Source organism: Clostridium algoriphilum (assembly GCF_020443705.1).
Taxonomy (GTDB): domain Bacteria; phylum Bacillota; class Clostridia; order Clostridiales; family Clostridiaceae; genus Clostridium_AD; species Clostridium_AD algoriphilum.
On sequence record NZ_JAIZZK010000015.1, the window covers coordinates 1 to 17,578 of the forward strand.

The 17,578-nt window shown below is 29.2% G+C and carries 17 protein-coding genes; 15 read left to right on the forward strand and 2 right to left on the reverse strand.

Annotated elements, in window-relative coordinates; genetic code table 11:
• Window positions 1-294 precede the first annotated feature (294 nt).
• A complete protein-coding gene (locus LGK95_RS11815; protein WP_226124994.1) occupies window positions 295-603 on the reverse strand; it encodes a hypothetical protein in 309 nt (102 codons plus the stop codon).
• A 576-nt stretch (window positions 604-1,179) separates the two neighbouring features.
• Here LGK95_RS11815 and LGK95_RS11820 point away from each other — a divergent pair.
• From LGK95_RS11820 to LGK95_RS11875, 12 genes are all read left to right on the forward strand, one after another.
• Window positions 1,180-1,803, forward strand: a complete 624-nt coding sequence (locus LGK95_RS11820; protein WP_226124995.1) for a prepilin peptidase — start codon at window positions 1,180-1,182, stop codon at window positions 1,801-1,803.
• Window positions 1,804-1,955: 152 nt separating this feature from the next.
• The gene (locus tag LGK95_RS11825) at window positions 1,956-2,138 is read left to right on the forward strand and encodes a Flp family type IVb pilin (protein WP_319001923.1); all 183 of its coding nucleotides are present in this window, start codon (window positions 1,956-1,958) and stop codon (window positions 2,136-2,138) included.
• Between the two features lie 126 nt (window positions 2,139-2,264).
• The gene (locus LGK95_RS11830; RefSeq protein WP_226124996.1) at window positions 2,265-2,654 is read left to right on the forward strand and encodes a TadE/TadG family type IV pilus assembly protein; all 390 of its coding nucleotides are present in this window, start codon (window positions 2,265-2,267) and stop codon (window positions 2,652-2,654) included.
• A 10-nt stretch (window positions 2,655-2,664) separates the two neighbouring features.
• Window positions 2,665-3,549, forward strand: a complete 885-nt coding sequence (locus tag LGK95_RS11835; RefSeq protein ID WP_226125093.1) for a pilus assembly protein TadG-related protein — start codon at window positions 2,665-2,667, stop codon at window positions 3,547-3,549.
• A gap of 32 nt (window positions 3,550-3,581) precedes the next feature.
• Complete coding sequence (gene cpaB / locus LGK95_RS11840) at window positions 3,582-4,559, forward strand: Flp pilus assembly protein CpaB (RefSeq protein ID WP_226124997.1); 978 nt, start codon at window positions 3,582-3,584, stop codon at window positions 4,557-4,559.
• A 10-nt stretch (window positions 4,560-4,569) separates the two neighbouring features.
• Window positions 4,570-5,736 carry a response regulator gene (locus LGK95_RS11845; protein WP_226124998.1) on the forward strand — a complete coding sequence of 389 codons (1,167 nt, stop codon included), beginning with the start codon at window positions 4,570-4,572 and terminating at the stop codon, window positions 5,734-5,736.
• 10 nt (window positions 5,737-5,746) lie between these two features.
• A complete protein-coding gene (locus tag LGK95_RS11850; protein ID WP_226124999.1) occupies window positions 5,747-7,072 on the forward strand; it encodes a CpaF family protein in 1,326 nt (441 codons plus the stop codon).
• 52 nt (window positions 7,073-7,124) lie between these two features.
• Window positions 7,125-8,078 (forward strand): type II secretion system F family protein, encoded by a 954-nt coding sequence (locus tag LGK95_RS11855; protein WP_226125000.1) that lies wholly within the window; start codon window positions 7,125-7,127, stop codon window positions 8,076-8,078.
• A 31-nt stretch (window positions 8,079-8,109) separates the two neighbouring features.
• Entirely contained in the window at window positions 8,110-9,021 is a 912-nt protein-coding gene (locus tag LGK95_RS11860; RefSeq protein WP_226125001.1) for a type II secretion system F family protein, read from the forward strand.
• Between the two features lie 10 nt (window positions 9,022-9,031).
• On the forward strand, window positions 9,032-9,358 hold the full coding sequence (locus tag LGK95_RS11865; protein ID WP_226125002.1) for a DUF192 domain-containing protein: 327 nt from the start codon (window positions 9,032-9,034) through the stop codon (window positions 9,356-9,358).
• Window positions 9,359-10,546: 1,188 nt separating this feature from the next.
• Entirely contained in the window at window positions 10,547-10,936 is a 390-nt protein-coding gene (locus LGK95_RS11870; RefSeq protein ID WP_226125003.1) for a hypothetical protein, read from the forward strand.
• Window positions 10,937-12,582: 1,646 nt separating this feature from the next.
• Window positions 12,583-12,768 (forward strand): hypothetical protein, encoded by a 186-nt coding sequence (locus tag LGK95_RS11875; RefSeq protein WP_226125004.1) that lies wholly within the window; start codon window positions 12,583-12,585, stop codon window positions 12,766-12,768.
• A 331-nt stretch (window positions 12,769-13,099) separates the two neighbouring features.
• On the opposite strand, the gene LGK95_RS11880 is transcribed toward LGK95_RS11875, so the two are convergent.
• Entirely contained in the window at window positions 13,100-13,246 is a 147-nt protein-coding gene (locus LGK95_RS11880; protein ID WP_226125005.1) for a hypothetical protein, read from the reverse strand.
• A gap of 726 nt (window positions 13,247-13,972) precedes the next feature.
• Between LGK95_RS11880 and LGK95_RS11885 the strand changes: the two genes are divergently transcribed.
• Genes LGK95_RS11885 through LGK95_RS11895 form a run of 3 tightly spaced genes read left to right on the forward strand, consistent with a single transcriptional unit; the run spans window position 13,973 to window position 17,552 of the window.
• Window positions 13,973-14,587, forward strand: coding sequence for a TetR/AcrR family transcriptional regulator (locus LGK95_RS11885; RefSeq protein WP_226125006.1), 615 nt, complete (start codon window positions 13,973-13,975; stop codon window positions 14,585-14,587).
• Between the two features lie 38 nt (window positions 14,588-14,625).
• Window positions 14,626-15,324, forward strand: coding sequence for an ABC transporter ATP-binding protein (locus LGK95_RS11890; protein ID WP_226125007.1), 699 nt, complete (start codon window positions 14,626-14,628; stop codon window positions 15,322-15,324).
• The gene (locus LGK95_RS11895) at window positions 15,318-17,552 is read left to right on the forward strand and encodes an ABC transporter permease (RefSeq protein ID WP_226125008.1); all 2,235 of its coding nucleotides are present in this window, start codon (window positions 15,318-15,320) and stop codon (window positions 17,550-17,552) included. Before LGK95_RS11890 ends, LGK95_RS11895 begins: the two co-directional genes overlap by 7 nt.
• Window positions 17,553-17,578: the final 26 nt, after the last annotated feature.

Sequence of the window (17,578 nt, forward strand, 5' to 3'; positions counted from 1 at the left end):
CTTAATATACTATTTAGTGAAGTTTTAAATGAAGGAGCATAGTTTAGGGACTCCGCCCCCAACCCCTAAGAGTTATAATTATAGTCTTCCGAGTAACGAGTAAAACGGACTACCCGAAGGCTGTCCGTTCCTATACAGATCATCAATTGTAACACGAGTTACATCTTAATACTCGACAAAACAATTATTTAACTAGTATATTAGAAAGTAAAAATGTAAATAATATACTGTGATGCAATGATAAGGTAACATCATTTATCAAACTAAAATAATATCTTATTAAAATTACATAACTCAATTATTTTGCCTATAGAGAGAGAATACACAAAATAATTTACACCCTCCATAAAAGCCATAGCCAAAAAACTTAAGGATAGTATTTATGGCCAATTTAGAACGCTTTCCACTTTTTATATCCTTCGTATACTGTCCATTTAAAAGATAGGCATCCATTTTAGTAGCATCGTTATTTGTTAATGTATACGTTGTTCCATAAAAGACACCACTCCATCCTTTTTTAGAAGCTACAGCTGCATTTCTAATTTCGTGAATTACACAGTGTGATATGTATTTGCCTTTCGAGAGATGCCAATTATAGGCCAATTGGAGGAATGGAAGGGTAGCCCGTAGGGAAGGTCCCATGAGGGAATGCGGTAGTAGCAAGCGGAGGTGGGGTGGTTAAATTTAATTATGAGTACAAGCTATAACTCAAATGAAAATTATGGTTTCAGCCGCATATGCTATGCTTCCTATATTTGATAACAATACGCTTGCGATAATACCATATATTGCTAATTTTTTAATTTTATTAAACAATTAAATCTCTCCTTTTTTTTATCTGAATAAATTACTACCCGAATAAATCTCAAAACATTGTGTTTATTTGCATTCGCTTTAACGGGTGCTTGGACTATTAATATAATAGTCAGGAACAACCAATTTTGTGCATCTTTTATTGGGTTAAATCTCGTCCATTCTTATTGAGACAGTATCTTTCATCACAGAAATTTAATTTGTATAATTTTACACATTTCTTAATATAAAAGCGTAGTATATTAATGGGTATAATTAGGAAACACTGTTTACGAAAATAATATTGAAGATCCGAAAAGGATGAGTTTGAGAAATATTATGATAAAGATTAATAAAATTTTTCGAAAGGTACAAAGGGGTGGAAATATGGCTATAATGTTTTTTTTGGGTGGATTAGTGACTGGTTGTTTTTTAAGTGTAGGTATAAAAAAGATTTCCAGGATGGTTGCTTATAAAAAAAACTCTGAAAAATATATTAATATATTGGATTCGAAAACTAGAAATATTATAGTAATTTTAATTAGTGGTTTATTATTTCTAATTTCGTTTTTACAAATAGGCATAAATGTGATTTTTATAAAAGCCTTAGTGTTAAATTCTATTCTGATTGTTGTTTCTTTTATTGATTTGGAGCATCAAATCATTCCCAACAAAATAATTATTTTTACATTAGTATTTGGTATTTTTTTTTCATTTGTTGATGATGTTTCTTTTATGAGTGCAGTAGTTGGAATGATATTTGGAGGGGGAGTGCTTCTTCTCTTAGCACTTGTACCTGGCGTAATGGGTGGTGGAGACATTAAATTAATGTTTGTGCTTGGGATATTCTTAGGAGCAAAAGGAGTTTTATTTGCACTGTTTCTAGCGTTTGCGATAGCCTCTATCATTAGTATATTATTAATGTTATTCAAAATTAAAAAAAGAAGAGATTATATACCTTTTGGTCCGTTTTTAGCGCTAGGGAGCTTTATTGTTTTCAATTTTTTTTAATGTAATAAAGAAAGTGTTAAATATAACTGATTTTTATTTTTAATGAGACTTTAGTATCGAACATATTGTTCTATTTAGAATATAATATACTGAACTTAAAGAAAGAAAAAAAATTAAAATCAAATATAGCAATAAAGGGGGGATAAATTATTATGCTAATGTATTTTATGAATTTTATAGATATTATATTATTTAAAGTTAGAGAAGAAGAAGGACAAGGCATGGTTGAATATGCATTATTGGTTGGGCTTATCGCAGTAGTCGTGATTGGTGTTCTAGTATTACTTGGGCCAGCTATTGCAGCAAAATTCCAATCTATAATTGATGCACTATAGCTCATAGTATGAAACATGCTTTTTAATATAGAGTTGAGAGCTAAGGTTGATTTTTGCGTTTTTGTCTACTAGAAAAAATTCATTCACTTTAACGCTCAACTCTCAAATATAACAGAGGTGTTAAGTATGGAAAGTTTAAGAAATGAAAAAGGACAATCCCTCGTAGAGTTTGCTATTTTGCTGCCTTTATTAATATTACTATTGATGGGGATTTTAGAATTTGGCATAATGCTAAATTCATATCTGACTATTCATAATTCTGCTAGAGAAGGTGCTAGACTTGGTATAGTAGCAGGTTCTGATATAGAGATTAAGGAATTGATTATTAAGATTTCCCCTAATTTAGACACTGAAAATCTAATGGTAAACATAACGCCATTAGAAGGAAGTAGAAGATCTGGTGATACCATTACAGTAGAAGTTATATATAACTATCATGTAACAATTCCTATAATAAGTAATATCATTCATAATGTGGTGGTATTAAAAGCGCAAACATCAATGAGGATGGAATGAGGTGAGTTCAATGTGGAGATTAAATAATAAAGGAAATGTTGCTATTATCTTATGTTTAGTTTTTACAGCACTTTTGGGTTTTACAGCTTATGTAGTGGATATTGGTTTTGTTTATGTAGAAAAAGTGAAATTATCTAATGCTATTGATTCAGCAGTATTAGCAGCTAGCCTGGAATTACCTACAGATGCTACTAAAGCAAGAAATGTTGCTAGAGAATATCTCCAAAAAAACAATGTTGATTCAAGCAAGGTATCAATTATCATAAGTGCTGATAATAAAAGCATACAAATGGATGGCGTAAAAAATGTCAGTCACTTTTTTGCACCTATAATTGGAATAGATAACAGTAATATAAATGCAAGAACAAAAGCAATTATAGGGCCTGTAAAATCAGTAAAAGGTGGCACTAGACCCTTTGCAGTTGAAAAATATGACTTTTCTTATGGGGATGTGGTAACACTTAAAAGGGGTGCTGGAGATGGCTATCATGGAAATTATGGTGCAGTTGCATTGGGAGGAACTGGGGCAAGTGTATTCGAATCAAATTCACTATACGGGTATAGCGGAACCATAACAGTGGGTGATATGATAAATACGGAGACTGGTAACATGGAAGGTGCTGTTAATAAAATTAAAAACTACATTAATTCAGAAAGTAGTAGTTTTGATAATTTTAAAAGAAATTCTATTAGATTATGGACATTGCCTTTAGTAGATTCTTTAAATGTTGATGGAATATTAGTAGTAGGGTTTGGAGAATTTTATGTGGAAAAAATTATAATAAACTCAGGAAAAATTGAAATTCAAGGTCGCTTTATTAGATATGTATTAAATGGTGAAATTGATATGACGCTAAGTGATACTGGAGCCTATGGCGCAAAACTCGTAAAATAAGATTAAAGAATTAGGAGTATGGGTGGTGTTTTATGAAAAATACAGGAAAAAGATTGATTTTAGTATCATTTGTTTTGGCAGTGGTAAGTAGCGTGTTTATTTTTATATATCTAAAACCTATAAAAACACCAAACACAGCGAATAAGGAACGAACTATTTTAGTTGCTATTGAAACAATAGCACCAAGAACGGTAATAGAGAAAAAAATGGTTAAAGAAATTCAAGTACCTGACAATGCAATATTCGCAGATTACATTGTGGATTCTTCTAATATTGTAGGTAAATATACCAAGGAAACTATTTTAAAAGATGAGGGCTTCCATAAAGATAAGTTGCTAAATGAACTTAATAATGAATTGAGTTTAAAAATAGAAGGTAATAATAGAGGGATTTCCATAAATGTAAATGGAAGTACAGGAGTGTCAGATCTTATTAAACAGGGAGATTTTGTTGACATAATTGTGTATTTAACAGAGAAGAAAGATAGTCAAAAAATTATTAGACCGGATTTATCAAAAATCCTTCTTCAAAATATTCAAGTATTAGCAATAGATAAAGTAATTAATAGAGATGACGTACAAAGAGTAGCTGTACCTACTAATTATTTAGTAACATTATCTGTGCCAATTTTTGATATAGAGAAGTTAACATTAGCGGAAGATACTGGTACGTTAAAACTGGTGTTAAGACCTTTAAAACCAGATTATATACACAAAACAGAAGGTGCGACCTGGCAAGATCTAATTTTAGATAATTCTAAAGAAATGAGAAATTTATTTCCAGAATACAAGATTAAACCAGCAAAAGAGAGCAAAGTTATTATAGGCGATTATAAGTATAAAAAATATGTTTATTATAAGATAAAACAAGGTGACACTTTAAGAAAAATAAGTGAAACTTTTTATGGAGACTCAAAAAAATATGTCTTAATAAAACAAGTTAACGGAATTTGGGAGGAAAGTCTAATTAAAGCTGGAACAGGCATTAAAATCCCGGTACTAGAGAAATAGGAGTGATATTATGAGTAAAATTAAAATAATAATTGCAGATGATATAGAGGAAACCAGAAATGTAATTAAAAAAATATTAAACCTAAAGAATGAATTCTTTGAAATTGTTGGTGAAGCAAGCAATGGAGAAGAAGTTTTAAAACTTATTCCTATGGAAAAGCCAGATATCGTTTTAATGGACATTAATATGCCTGTACTTAATGGGCTAGAAACTACAGATAAAATCACAGATTTATTTCCTTTTGTTACAGTAATTATTATGTCTGTTCAAGCTGAAAGTGAATATTTAAAAAAAGCTATGTTCCATGGAGCAAAAGAATATATTATTAAGCCTTTTGACTATGATGTTTTAGTTAATACTATAATTGCTACCTATGAAAAATATAAGGATAGAGTTGTGAATGGGGTTAACTGTGAAAAAGATCAGATTACTACAAAGCAGGGTAATGCAAAAATAATAACCTTTTTCAGTTCAAAAGGCGGAGTAGGAAAATCAGTTTTAGCACTAAATAGTGCTGTGACTTTAAGCCGCGAGTATCATAAGAAAACGTTACTTATAGATTTAGATTTGCAATTTGGGGATATATCAATGTTAGTGAATCAATATGAACAAAAAAACATTCTTGATGTTATAGAGGATGGACAATTAGATTCTTATGAAAATATAAAACCCTACCTATATAAATTTAATGAAAATCTTCATATCATTTTTGCTCCTACGAAGCCTGAAGCTGCAGAGTATATTGGGAAAGATAGTATTGAAAAAATGATGAAAATTCTGAAGAAACAGTATGATCTGATTATCATTGATACAGGCATTAATTTTAATGATAGCACGCTTTATATTTTAGATCTTTCAGAACTAGTGCTATTTATTGCTACTATGGAAATCGTTGCTCTTAAAAATACTAAATTAGGTCTGGGAGTTATGAAATCCCTTGGGTATGATAAAGACAAAGTGAAATTGATTATTAATAATTTTACTACTAAATACGGAATAAGCAAGGCAGAAGTAGAAGAAGCATTTAGAGATGGTGTTTTTGCTATGATTCCAGAAGATCAAAATACAGTTAGTATTTCTGTGAATAAAGGACATCCGTTCTGTAATAGTCCTAAATATGATAAGCTTAAAATTGGAAAAGCTATTGCAATAATGTGTAAAGATTTAGTAATATAGAGGTGATGATATGTCCCTTATAAAGAGATTAGAAGAGGTAAATTTAAATAAAAAATATAAATTTAATGAAAAAGAAGTAGATCCATATTTTGAATTAAAGATAAAAATCCAAAATATGGTAATAGAAGAGTTGGATATAGATTTTAATGATATATCGGACCAAAATGAAAAATTAAGGGAAGAAATAAATTTTATTATTATGAAGCATATTGAACAAGAATCTCTGAACATGACAAGTGATCAAAAGAAAAAAATAAAGGAAGAACTATTGGATGAAATTATTGGATTTGGGCCTATTACGGCCTTGCTTGCTGATAAAAGTGTAACTGAAATTATGGTTAATGGTCCGAATCATGTTTATATTGAACAGGAAGGCAAACTAGTGCTTACAGATGCTAAATTTAAAAATAATAACCATGTGATGCATGTTATTAAAAAAATTGTAGCTCCTATTGGAAGAAGAATAGATGAGAGTTCTCCTATGGTTGATGCAAGATTACCCAATGGTTCTAGAGTAAATGCTATAATCCCACCTTTAGCTATTGACGGGCCTTCAATTACCATTAGAAAATTTGCTGAAGACCCTTTTAAAATAAAAGATTTAATAAATTTCGGAACCTTGAGCTTAAAGATGGCTGAACTCCTTAAATATTGCGTTGAAGGACGTTTGAATATTGTTGTTTCAGGTGGGACTGGTAGTGGAAAAACCACCACTTTAAATGTGCTTTCTTCTTTTATACCTGATACAGAACGTATTGTTACTATTGAAGATGCGGCGGAACTACAACTTTCTCAAATACATGTTGTAAGACTTGAGGCTAGACCTTCTAACATTGAGGGGAAAGGGGAAGTAAGTATAAGAGATTTAGTTAAAAATAGTTTAAGAATGAGACCCGACAGAATAATCATAGGAGAAGTACGTGCAGGAGAAACCTTAGATATGCTTCAAGCTATGAATACTGGTCATGATGGCTCGTTAACAACCGGTCATGCAAACTCTCCAAGAGATATGTTATCTAGACTTGAAACTATGGTGCTTATGTCAGGAATGAATCTACCTATTAAAGCAATTAGAGATCAAATAGCATCAGCTGTTGATTTGATTATCCAACAGTCAAGACTTAAGGATGGTAGTAGACGAATAACCCATATAACAGAAGTCCAAGGTATGGAGGGAGACGTTATAATCCTTCAAGATATTTTTAAGTTTGAACAAAAGGGACTAGATAATAAAGGGAAAGTAAAAGGAGAATATGTATTTGCAGGAGTCATGCCTAAATTTCTTGAAAAATTCAAAGAAAGAGGTATTAATATACCACCGGGCATCTTTTACTAATAATGTCTAACGTCTAATTCTTCACTAAAAATAAAAAGTGGATGTGATGAAAATGATATATATTATAATGTTGCTTATTTTTTTCTTTGTTTGGTCACTGATAAGTGCAATACTACTAACTATATTCTATAAGGAAAAGATCATTGATAAACTAAAATATTATGATAAAGATTATGTAGTAAAAGAAAAAATTGAAAATAACAAAACAAGCCTTTTGAAAATACTATCAAATTTAATACCCAATATTAAATTTAGTAAAAAACATGATAAAAAATTAGAAAGCGAACTAATGAAAAGCGATATTCCTATTACAGTAGAGGAACTATTAGTGATAAAAATGCTTACATCAACTTCATTTGCTTTCTTAACATTTGCACTTTCAAGGAATCTTATTATTGTATTTTTAATGATTGTAATAATTTGGAACATGCCTAAAGTCATTATATCTCATAGAAAAAAAGAAAGAGTTAAAAGCTTTAATGAACAGCTAAATGAAGGTACAATGATCATCTCAAACTCACTTAAAGCAGGTTATTCTTTTTTACAAGCTATAGCAGCAGTAGCTGAAGAAACGAAAGACCCTTTTGCTAAAGAATTTAAGAAACTACTAAAAGAAATGAGTTTAGGCATTTCTGAAGAAATTGCTTTGCATAATATGCTAAATAGAATGGATTCAGAAGATCTTAGACTAATATTAAATGCTATTTTGATCCAAAAGGACATAGGGGGAAACTTATCAGAGATATTGGATAATATCTCTAATACTATAAGGGAGAGACAAAAGATTCAGAATGAACTTAAAACTTTGACGGCACAAGGTAGATTATCTGGAATAATCGTAATGCTTATTCCATTTTTCTTAGGCATTACCATTTATTTGTTTAATAAAGAGTATATGATGCTTTTGTTTACTACACCACTTGGTCTAGGAATGATAATAACAGCATTTTTAAATCAAATATTAGGTTTGATTATGATAAGAAAAATTATTAAAATTGACATGTAGTGAAAATTAAATAATGGTTGAGGTGATAACATTGCTATATATTTTAGTATTTAGCTGTTTTATAGTTATCTTTATGTTTTCTTATGGAACTATGCTTATTCTAAGTAAAGGTAAGCTAACTATTAGATACAGAATAAATCAAATAAAAAATATCGGTACTGATACTAGCTTAGATATTGATAAAATGTCTTTCTCACAAAGAGCGCTTACACCTATTTATGAAAGAATAAGCAAATTTATATTAAAAGCAACGCCAAGACGCAAAATTATTTTGCTTAAGAAAAAATTAGAAAAGGCAGGATTATTAAAAAGCAACATCCAAGTAAATTGGCTATATACTAGAATTATGATTATGCTGATTTTTTCAATTTTATTCGCGTTATTAATCTATATAATCGAAGCTGATTTTCTTGAATCACTTATCTTTGCATTGCTAATAATGCTACTTATTAGCACCTGCTTTAATTTCTACCTTTCAAAAAGAATAAATACAAGAAAAAAAATGATTGTAAAGGAATTACCCTATACACTAGATTTAATAACGGTAAGTGTTGAAGCTGGATTGTCTTTTGACGGTGCCATGGCAAGGGTGATTGCAAATATAAGTGGAGAATTATGTGATGAATTTGCAAAAACTCTCAAAGAAATACGTATGGGGATACAAAGAAAAGTAGCACTTAAAAATATGAATGAGCGATGTGACGTAAAGGAACTATCTATGCTACTTACATCTTTAATTCAAGCTGATGCTTTAGGGGTTGGCCTTGCACATGTGTTAAGAATTGAGTCCGTGGGTCTCAGAGAACATAGAAAGCAAGTGGCAAGAGAGAAGGCTATGAAAGCACCTATAAAGATGTTATTTCCACTTATATTTTTTATTTTTCCATCAATATTCATTATAATTTTAGGCCCAGCTCTTATCAAAATTTTCAAGATACTCTAGAGGTGATGGTATGATTAAAGTTTTAAAATACAATAGTGAAGCTATAATTAATGTATTTATAGCTGATTCTTTTTCTAAAAGGCTGTTTGGGTATATGTTTAGAAAGGAACCTCATCATGATGCTATTCTGTTAAAACCCTGTGATAGCATCCATACATTTTTTATGAAATTTAACATTGATGTTTTGTTTCTGAATGAGCACATGCAGATTATTAAAAAAATAGAAAGTTTAAGACCAGGACAAGTTGTTACTAAGGTAAGGGGAGCTAAGATAGTCATAGAATCTAAAGAAGGTGTATTTAATAATATTAAAGAAGGACATAGACTTGATATATAAAGGTAAATTGTAAGCTATAAGTATATTTTAAAAGTATTTAATATGATAGACACAATTCTATTGTTCAAAAAATTTGCTTGAAAGCAAAAACCAACATGAGCAGAAATAAAGAATTAAGTAAAATCAGAAATTAAGAACCTATGTGAAAGAGCTCTAATCCTCCACGGAAGATTGTTTTATGAATTATTTTGCTAGATTAGCTAAAACACCTATATAAATTAAATAAAACTCTATCTACAAATTAACCTTATTCCCATACATTACATTCTAAACTTGCTTGAAAATGTTGATGTATGGGATTTTTATTTATCTTTAAAAAAGTTAAATATATTACTACTTATATATAAGATATTTTGCAAGGATATCTTTATTAATTACTTCCATTTTCTTTTTAATTTAAAAAGTTCCTGAAGATATCCCCATACGGAAACTGGCGACATAATCATCTGATAACATAATACGAATATTATAAGTCCTAATAAATTTTTTCTAACTCTCAAATTTAAATTCTTAAACACATGCTCTTGATATTTATAAAGTATGCCATAACTTATAAAGGTTAATGGAGGAACCAGTAATGTCATAGGACCTACTATCCAATATACACCAAACAAAGCCAAGAGTAGGCCTTGAAGCCAACAAAATGTATAGACAAAATCAAGGTATATCAAATTTACACTTGTCAAATACTTAATATAGATTTTAGGTTGTTTCCATGGTTGTATTTTTTTTAACGCCTCAATCATGCCTCTTGCCCATTTTGAACGTTGGCTTGAAAAAGAATATAATTTGGTGGGAACATCAGTAAAGGCTTCTTAGAATTTATTATTTAATGTTTGTTGTTGCTCTTGGCTTAATGTATTTATATCTATAGCAGTATAAATAAGTTGCAGAATAATACCTGGAATTATATAAATAAGCATAGGGCACCATTACAGTGGCACATAAGAGTTGATGTATGTTATAAGATTTTTTGAATGATCTTTTGCTAACTTCACAGTAGCTCCCTCACCTCTTTAATATATAGTTTTATTTGATAAGTTGGTATATTATTTTCTTTTGCAAAACAAACTATCTTTTCTTTATTTTTTTTTTCAATGGTAGAGTTAGTTCAATTTTAAAAAAGGATGTTTCTAGTTAAGTAATAAAAACCTTTACAGAAGAATAATATTGTTGAGAGGTGAAAAAATGATAATTGACAATGAAAGAGAATTTGATACTGCTAGAGATGAATTAATTTGGACTAAAATTATTAGTATTTTCCCGTTAGCTACAAATAACACTAAAAGTACACATTTAGTAAAATATTATAAAACGGAATGTGATAATGAATATTATATATTTGAGTACATTGTAGCTGACAATAATGATTGTTTTGTAAATGATTATAATGGGTATCAATGGAGTGAAATGATAAAACAAATCAATTTTTCAGACCATTGTTTCATCTATTCTCAGAGCATTGTTGATAAGAATTATTTTGGATTAGTTATAATGGGAAGCTCACTTAAGATGTATACACAAGATTACAAAAATGAACAAGAAACAAGAATATATGAGTTAGAGCATCGCAAATGATGTTTTCTCTTTGTAAAAATAGTAAATTATAAAATGGTTTTTAATTTAAATTAAATACTTTTTAAAGGCTACCAATCAATTTGGTAGCCTTATTTATTAAATTGAATGTAGCATTTTGGGCTGTAGCCCCTTTTATTTAAGTAGTTACTGGTAAAATAATAATAATCCACAAATCGTAAAAGATGGACCAAGAATTTATACTATTATAATGCTTTTGTATATAACATTCTCAATATTACTTGTCCACCACATATTAACAATTCAGGGATGGCTTATCAACCATGAATCAATGAACCTTGGACTGCAAATAAAAGGTAAATCTAATAAGGATCCTAAATGAAAAGTAGATATCCGATTGTAATACAGGTGAATTGGCAATTCAATTCCGGGGTTCAAATTCATTTTTCTCCCCAATACCAAAGACTTCATGCAGATTCTAAGGAATCTTATATTGTTTTATAATGTGAACTTGTGAAATATAAGGATATTTTACTCTTATATGTAAAATAAAAAGGAGAACAATAGATCGGAGTAGAAATATGGTAGTGTGGTATTTTAGAAGTATTTATATATTATATCTACAATTAGAAGTTGGAAAAATGAATATTTAATTGATAAGTGTAAGGAATGTAAGAGATATTATAAAATCATATTTTATAAAAATTCCTCTCTGCTAAAGAATAAAGGAGAGATGTGGAACTTTTTTAAAAACCCCATCAAACCTTTATTTATCAGCATTATTTATCTTTAACACTGTTGACGTATAAGCAGGAGTAGATTAAAATTATTGTTGATTAAGGGAACTAGAATCATACGCACTATTTTATAGAATGTTAAGTATAAATATAGAAATATCAACGGGCTGAGATATGGTATGTAGGTTAAATACTAAAGTTGAGTTTTATGGTGGCAATGCCACCCGTTTGCCACCGTTACACAAAATATTATTAGATACAATTAGTTAATATAAAAGCATTGATTAAAAGATACATAAAATTCAATGATGTGGTGTAAATTCCGACCATTTTCCACCGGTCCATAAAATATGATTAGATATAATTAAATAATTTTAGTGCTTAAAAATTATTTTATACCTCATATATGGTATTATATCAATGCTCACAGAGTGTTATAAAATATATATAGATAAGATAAAATACAAAGTATAGACACACCCCTCATATTGAGACGATTGTAGATATAGTCAAGGTAAATCAATAGGCTCAAGGGTTTAGATGTTTGAAACTTAATCAGATTACGAATTCTTCCGACTGTTACTCAAGTTCGTCGGAAACAAGTATATAAACTTTGAATTGTCCATTTGCCACCGTAAATTACCTTATGGTGGCAATTTTATTATGTCGAAGACGATTTTGAATATCTTTTCAAATAGTTTTATAATGAAATTGGTGCGATCTAACCTTCTACATTTAAAAACTATCCCAACAATTTATTTAAAGGAAAACTTTACCTCTTATCACAAACGTAAGAGGCGGCGTAATATTGTAAGGAAGGTATTAATATGAGACTTATAGAAACACATATTAAATTTTGTATTCAAGCCATATTATTCCCCTCGGAGAGCGCATCTTTAAGCAGTAAAGTATAATATGTTATACTTTAAGTAAAGTATGGAGGGATTAAATATGAAATATTCAACAATACCCAAAATAATTAGCATCCCATTATTAAAGTTAGATGGAGAAAATAATTTATCAAATAATGAATATAAAATACATAAAGAACTTATAAAAAAAGTAATTAATGGAGAATTAACTACTAAACAAATAAGAGAAGTATTAAATAAAAAACAAAAATATAAGAAAAATTGAACTATTTAGTGCAAAAATTTAAGCTCAGTGAGGTTAAAGGAATGCAGACATAGGAGCCACCAAGCGCTCAAACTTGATATATCAGGCTCTACAGTGATGTAAAACCTGTTATTTTTTTTATTTTAACACTCTTTTAACACATAAGTTTCAGATAGGTTTAGAATGTTATAACACGTTATGCCCTTGCAAGGTTAATATTAATAAGGTACAGCATAAAGGTATAATTTGTTGTTGGTAAATCATTGAAAATTTAAAATATAAACTAGAAGATTAGAGCTATTATATACTGCAAAGCAAAGGTTAATAAAATCCGATAAAGTGCTTACAAAAACTAAAACAGATCTTTATTGTATAACCAATCCTTAAAAAATACCCCTAGATATTCTTTATTATTAGATATACCATTATCAAGTTCGGTTAGAACCGATTTTATTTTAGCATCAAGTTCTTTAACATTTGCAGCATATATATCTTGCAAGTCATTTTTGAGAATTTACTCTGATTCAAGGTCTATTAAGGTGTACTATCAGTATAAATGTAACTATTTTTATCTGTAATAATTTTAATTATAATATTTCCTCTGTGATTATATTGGTAATTATTAGCACTCTTACTCATTACACTAATAGTAAATTTGGTTCTCTTCAGATATATAAACAATCCATTTTACTAAAGAAATTTTACTATAATTACAGTGGTTTATATCTTATAGATGATTTTAAATCAATGCTTTCAGGATATTATAAAATATATTTAGATAAGCTAAAATACGAGGTATAAACAAACCACTCATATTGAGACGATAGTTAATTTAACCAAGTGATATCAACAGATTTATCGAATTTATAAACTTTAAATTGTCCATTTGCCACCGTAAATTATTTTATGGTGGCAATTTTATTATGTCCAAGACGATTTTCATTAAAAAAATTGCATTAATTGATGGCATAAGAATTGTTCTATTGGTACTTGTAATGTATAAAATATAATAAATTTTTAATTAATATGATTTGTAGATAAGGCGTTTGTTTAGAGTATACCGTAGACGAACGCGAACTAATAGCCTTCAAAGTGGCATTATATGGTGGTGTTTTTATAAAACTCTAATTAATTTATAACTATATTTATAGAATGGCGAGCTCCTTTTCTTTGAGAATAGGATTTCGTTTAAAGATTGTCATATTTTATTTCAAAGGAGATTAGCATGAGCATTAGAGAAAAAAATAAAAAATATTATCGGGATAAAATTCTAGCGACTTCAAAAGAGGTTTTCACATCCCAAGGTTTTGAAAACACCACAATTGAACAAATTGCCGAAAAAGCCGGAATTGGCATTGGTACTGCCTATAATTACTTTAAGTCTAAAGAAGAATTATTTATTCTTTCAATGGCTGAAGACGTAGCAACCAATATAGAAGATAGTTTGGAAGATTTTGAATATACAGAAAGCGATGTATCTGAAATTGTTGCCGAAGCCATATTGAAACATATCAGAAAAATGAATTGGATCAATAAAAAAATCTGGAAAGTAGCTTTCTCAATTATTCTTGGTAGTATGAAATCAGACAAAATGCCTATCAAAGAAGTATTGAGAGCAGACTTCAAAACAATGGATAAAATTAGGGATTTAATCAATCAACTTAAAGTAAAAAATTTACTTACCACTGAATTTGATACAACTACTGCCATAGATTTAATTTTTGGTGCTTTATTTTTACAAATGTCAATGTATGTATATACCGATGATTCAACCTTTGAACAAACTTGCGAAAGGATCAAGACTGACATCCGATTTGTTTTCGATGGAAAAGAACTATAGCTTGGAGTGATTTTCAAAAGAAGGAGTGGGGATATAAAATGTTTATTGAAATAAAAAATGTAAACAAGTCTTATAATACCGGGAAGATATCTTTAGATGCATTAAAAAATGTAAACTTAACAATGAATGAAGGACAAATTGGTGTAATACTTGGTCCTTCAGGTTCGGGTAAATCTACTCTACTAAATATAATCGGTGGAATAGACCATATAGACAGCGGAAATGTTATTGTTGATGGAGTGGATATTGTTAAGTTAAATGATAACAAACTTACTCAATACAGGAGAAATTCAGTTGGGTTTATATTTCAATTTTATAATCTGGTGCCAAATCTTACAGTTTATGAAAATGTAGAAGTGGCTGCCAACATAAGTAAAGATCCTATTAATATAGATGAAGTTTTAAATTCAGTTGGCATGAGTGAATATAAGCATAGGTTTCCAAGAGAATTAAGCGGTGGTCAACAGCAAAGAGTGTCTATTGCAAGAGCAATAGTTAAAAAACCTAAGCTCTTATTATGTGATGAACCTACTGGTGCATTGGATTATAATGCAGCTAAGGAAATTTTAAAACTAATTACACAAGTAAATAAGGAATTCGCTACTACAGTAATTATTATAACCCATAATACCGCAATTAGTGGAATAGCTAATAGAATAATAAAGCTTAGAAGTGGTGAAATAAGTGAAAATGAAGTTAATGAAAATGTATTATCAGCTGAAGGGATTGAATGGTAATGGTTATAAATAAAATGATTAAAAGAACTATATTCCAATACAAGTCTCAATATATAGGTTCAATAATTTTAATAATAATTAGTTGCATGATTTATAGCTCTTTTAACATAGCTATGACAGATGTACAGGATAATCTTAATACATTCAGGATTAATAATAAATTGGAAGATGCAAGTTTTATAATACAAAATCCAATAACAAATATAAATGAACTGGAGAAAAAGTATGATTTGACATTAGAAGAAAGGAAATCAATAGATTATATTAATGAAGATAAATCAGTACTAAGAATATTGGCAAGCACGGATAAAATAGATAAATATGCAGTTATAAGTGGTAAGCCTATTATAGGAGAAAATGAAATATTAATAGATAAAGCATATGCTAGTGCTCATTCATTAGCTATTAATACTGAGTTAAACATTAATAACACTGCTTTTAAAATAGTTGGTTATATGAGTACACCGGATTATGTTTATCCTTTAAAGTCTGAAAGTGATATGCTGAAAAATCCCAAAAACTTTGGAGTAGCAGTGCTATCTAAAAAAGATATTAATAAAATTTGTAAGGGTCTTACATTCTATAGTGTTAAATTCAACAAAAATAATATAAGTGAATTTAAAAGTGATTTAAGTCTTGATAATATACTAATTCAATGGATAAATAAAAAAGATAATAACCGAATTTCTTTTATAGATGGGGATATGAAGGGAGGAGTTATGATTGGCAAAGTAATGCCCATTGCTATTTTTATCCTAACTTGCATACTTATATCTGTTGTGCTATCAAGGTTACTTAAAAGAGAATATTTGGTGATAGGAACTTTATATGCTATAGGAAATACAAAAAAAGAGTTAGTAAAGCATTATCTTAAATACCCGATAGTAATTTCATTAATAGGAAGTGTCACAGGGACAGCAATAGGCAGTTTACTTGTAAAACCATTGCTCTCTACAGTTGCGAAATATTACAATCTCCTTTTAGTAATTGTTAATTCCGATATTAAATATACAATTTTAAGCCTCATACTTCCATTTATATTTTTAATTCCAGTAACTTACCTTGTAATAAACAAAGCTCTTAAATTATCACCTTTACAGCTAATGAGAGGCGGAAATAATAAAACAAAAGTAAACTTTATTGAAAGAAAGCTTAATGTAGATAGGTTTAATTTCAATACAAAGTTTAAAATAAGAGAGTTATGCAGAAGTTTACCTAGAGCAGTTCTCATGATTTTAGGTGTAACCTTTGCCTCTATGCTACTTTTAATTGGTTTTGCAACAAAGGACTCAATGGATTATATGGTAACTAATAGTTATTCAGATATTTATAAGTATAATTATGAATACACCTTTAATGCACTTCAAGTCGGAGAAGTGGACACGGGTGAGAGGAGATCCTTATCAAGTTTTACTAGCAAAATAAATAATAAGGATGAAGATTTCATTATTTATGGAGTGGAAAAAGATTCAAAACTAATTAATTTAGTAGATAAAAATAATGATGTCATAGGATTCGACAAGGTCATCATAACTAAATCCATGAGTGATAGATATGATATAAAAGTAGGTCAAAGTATAAAGGTAAAAAACAAATTGAATTCAAAGGAATTTATCGTAAAAGTAGGTGAGATTGCAAAGGTCTACACTGGAAATATAATATATATGCCACTAAGTGAATTCAATAAGTCAAATGGATATCCGGAAAATAGTTATTTACAAATAGACTCTGCTGATAAATTAAATATTCAGGCGGATAAGCTTATATCTGAGGTAAGTAAGCAAGATATAATTGATGGGTATAATACAATGCTTATGCCTATGAAATACATGATTGGTGGAATTGCAGTTATGGCATTTATTATCGGTCTTATAGTGATTTACGTAGTGACCTCACTTGTAATCGAGGAGAATAAAGCCAATATCTCTATGTTTAAAATTTTGGGGTATAAAAAGAAAGAGATTTATTCTTTAATACTCAGTAGCAATATCATACTTGTCATATTTGGATATATAATATCAATACCTTTAATAATAATGTCAGTAGCAAGTCTTTTTAACGTAATGACAAAGGACATGAATATAACTATTCCCTCTAAATTGAATATTAGTAGTATCCTTATTAGTTTTGTGATTATTATTATAACCTATGAAATATCTAAGTCTTTAAATAAGAGTAAGGTAATGAAGATATCTATGGCAGATAGCTTAAAGGAAAAGAGAGAGTAACTTATAAAAGAAAAAAGAGGTAAATG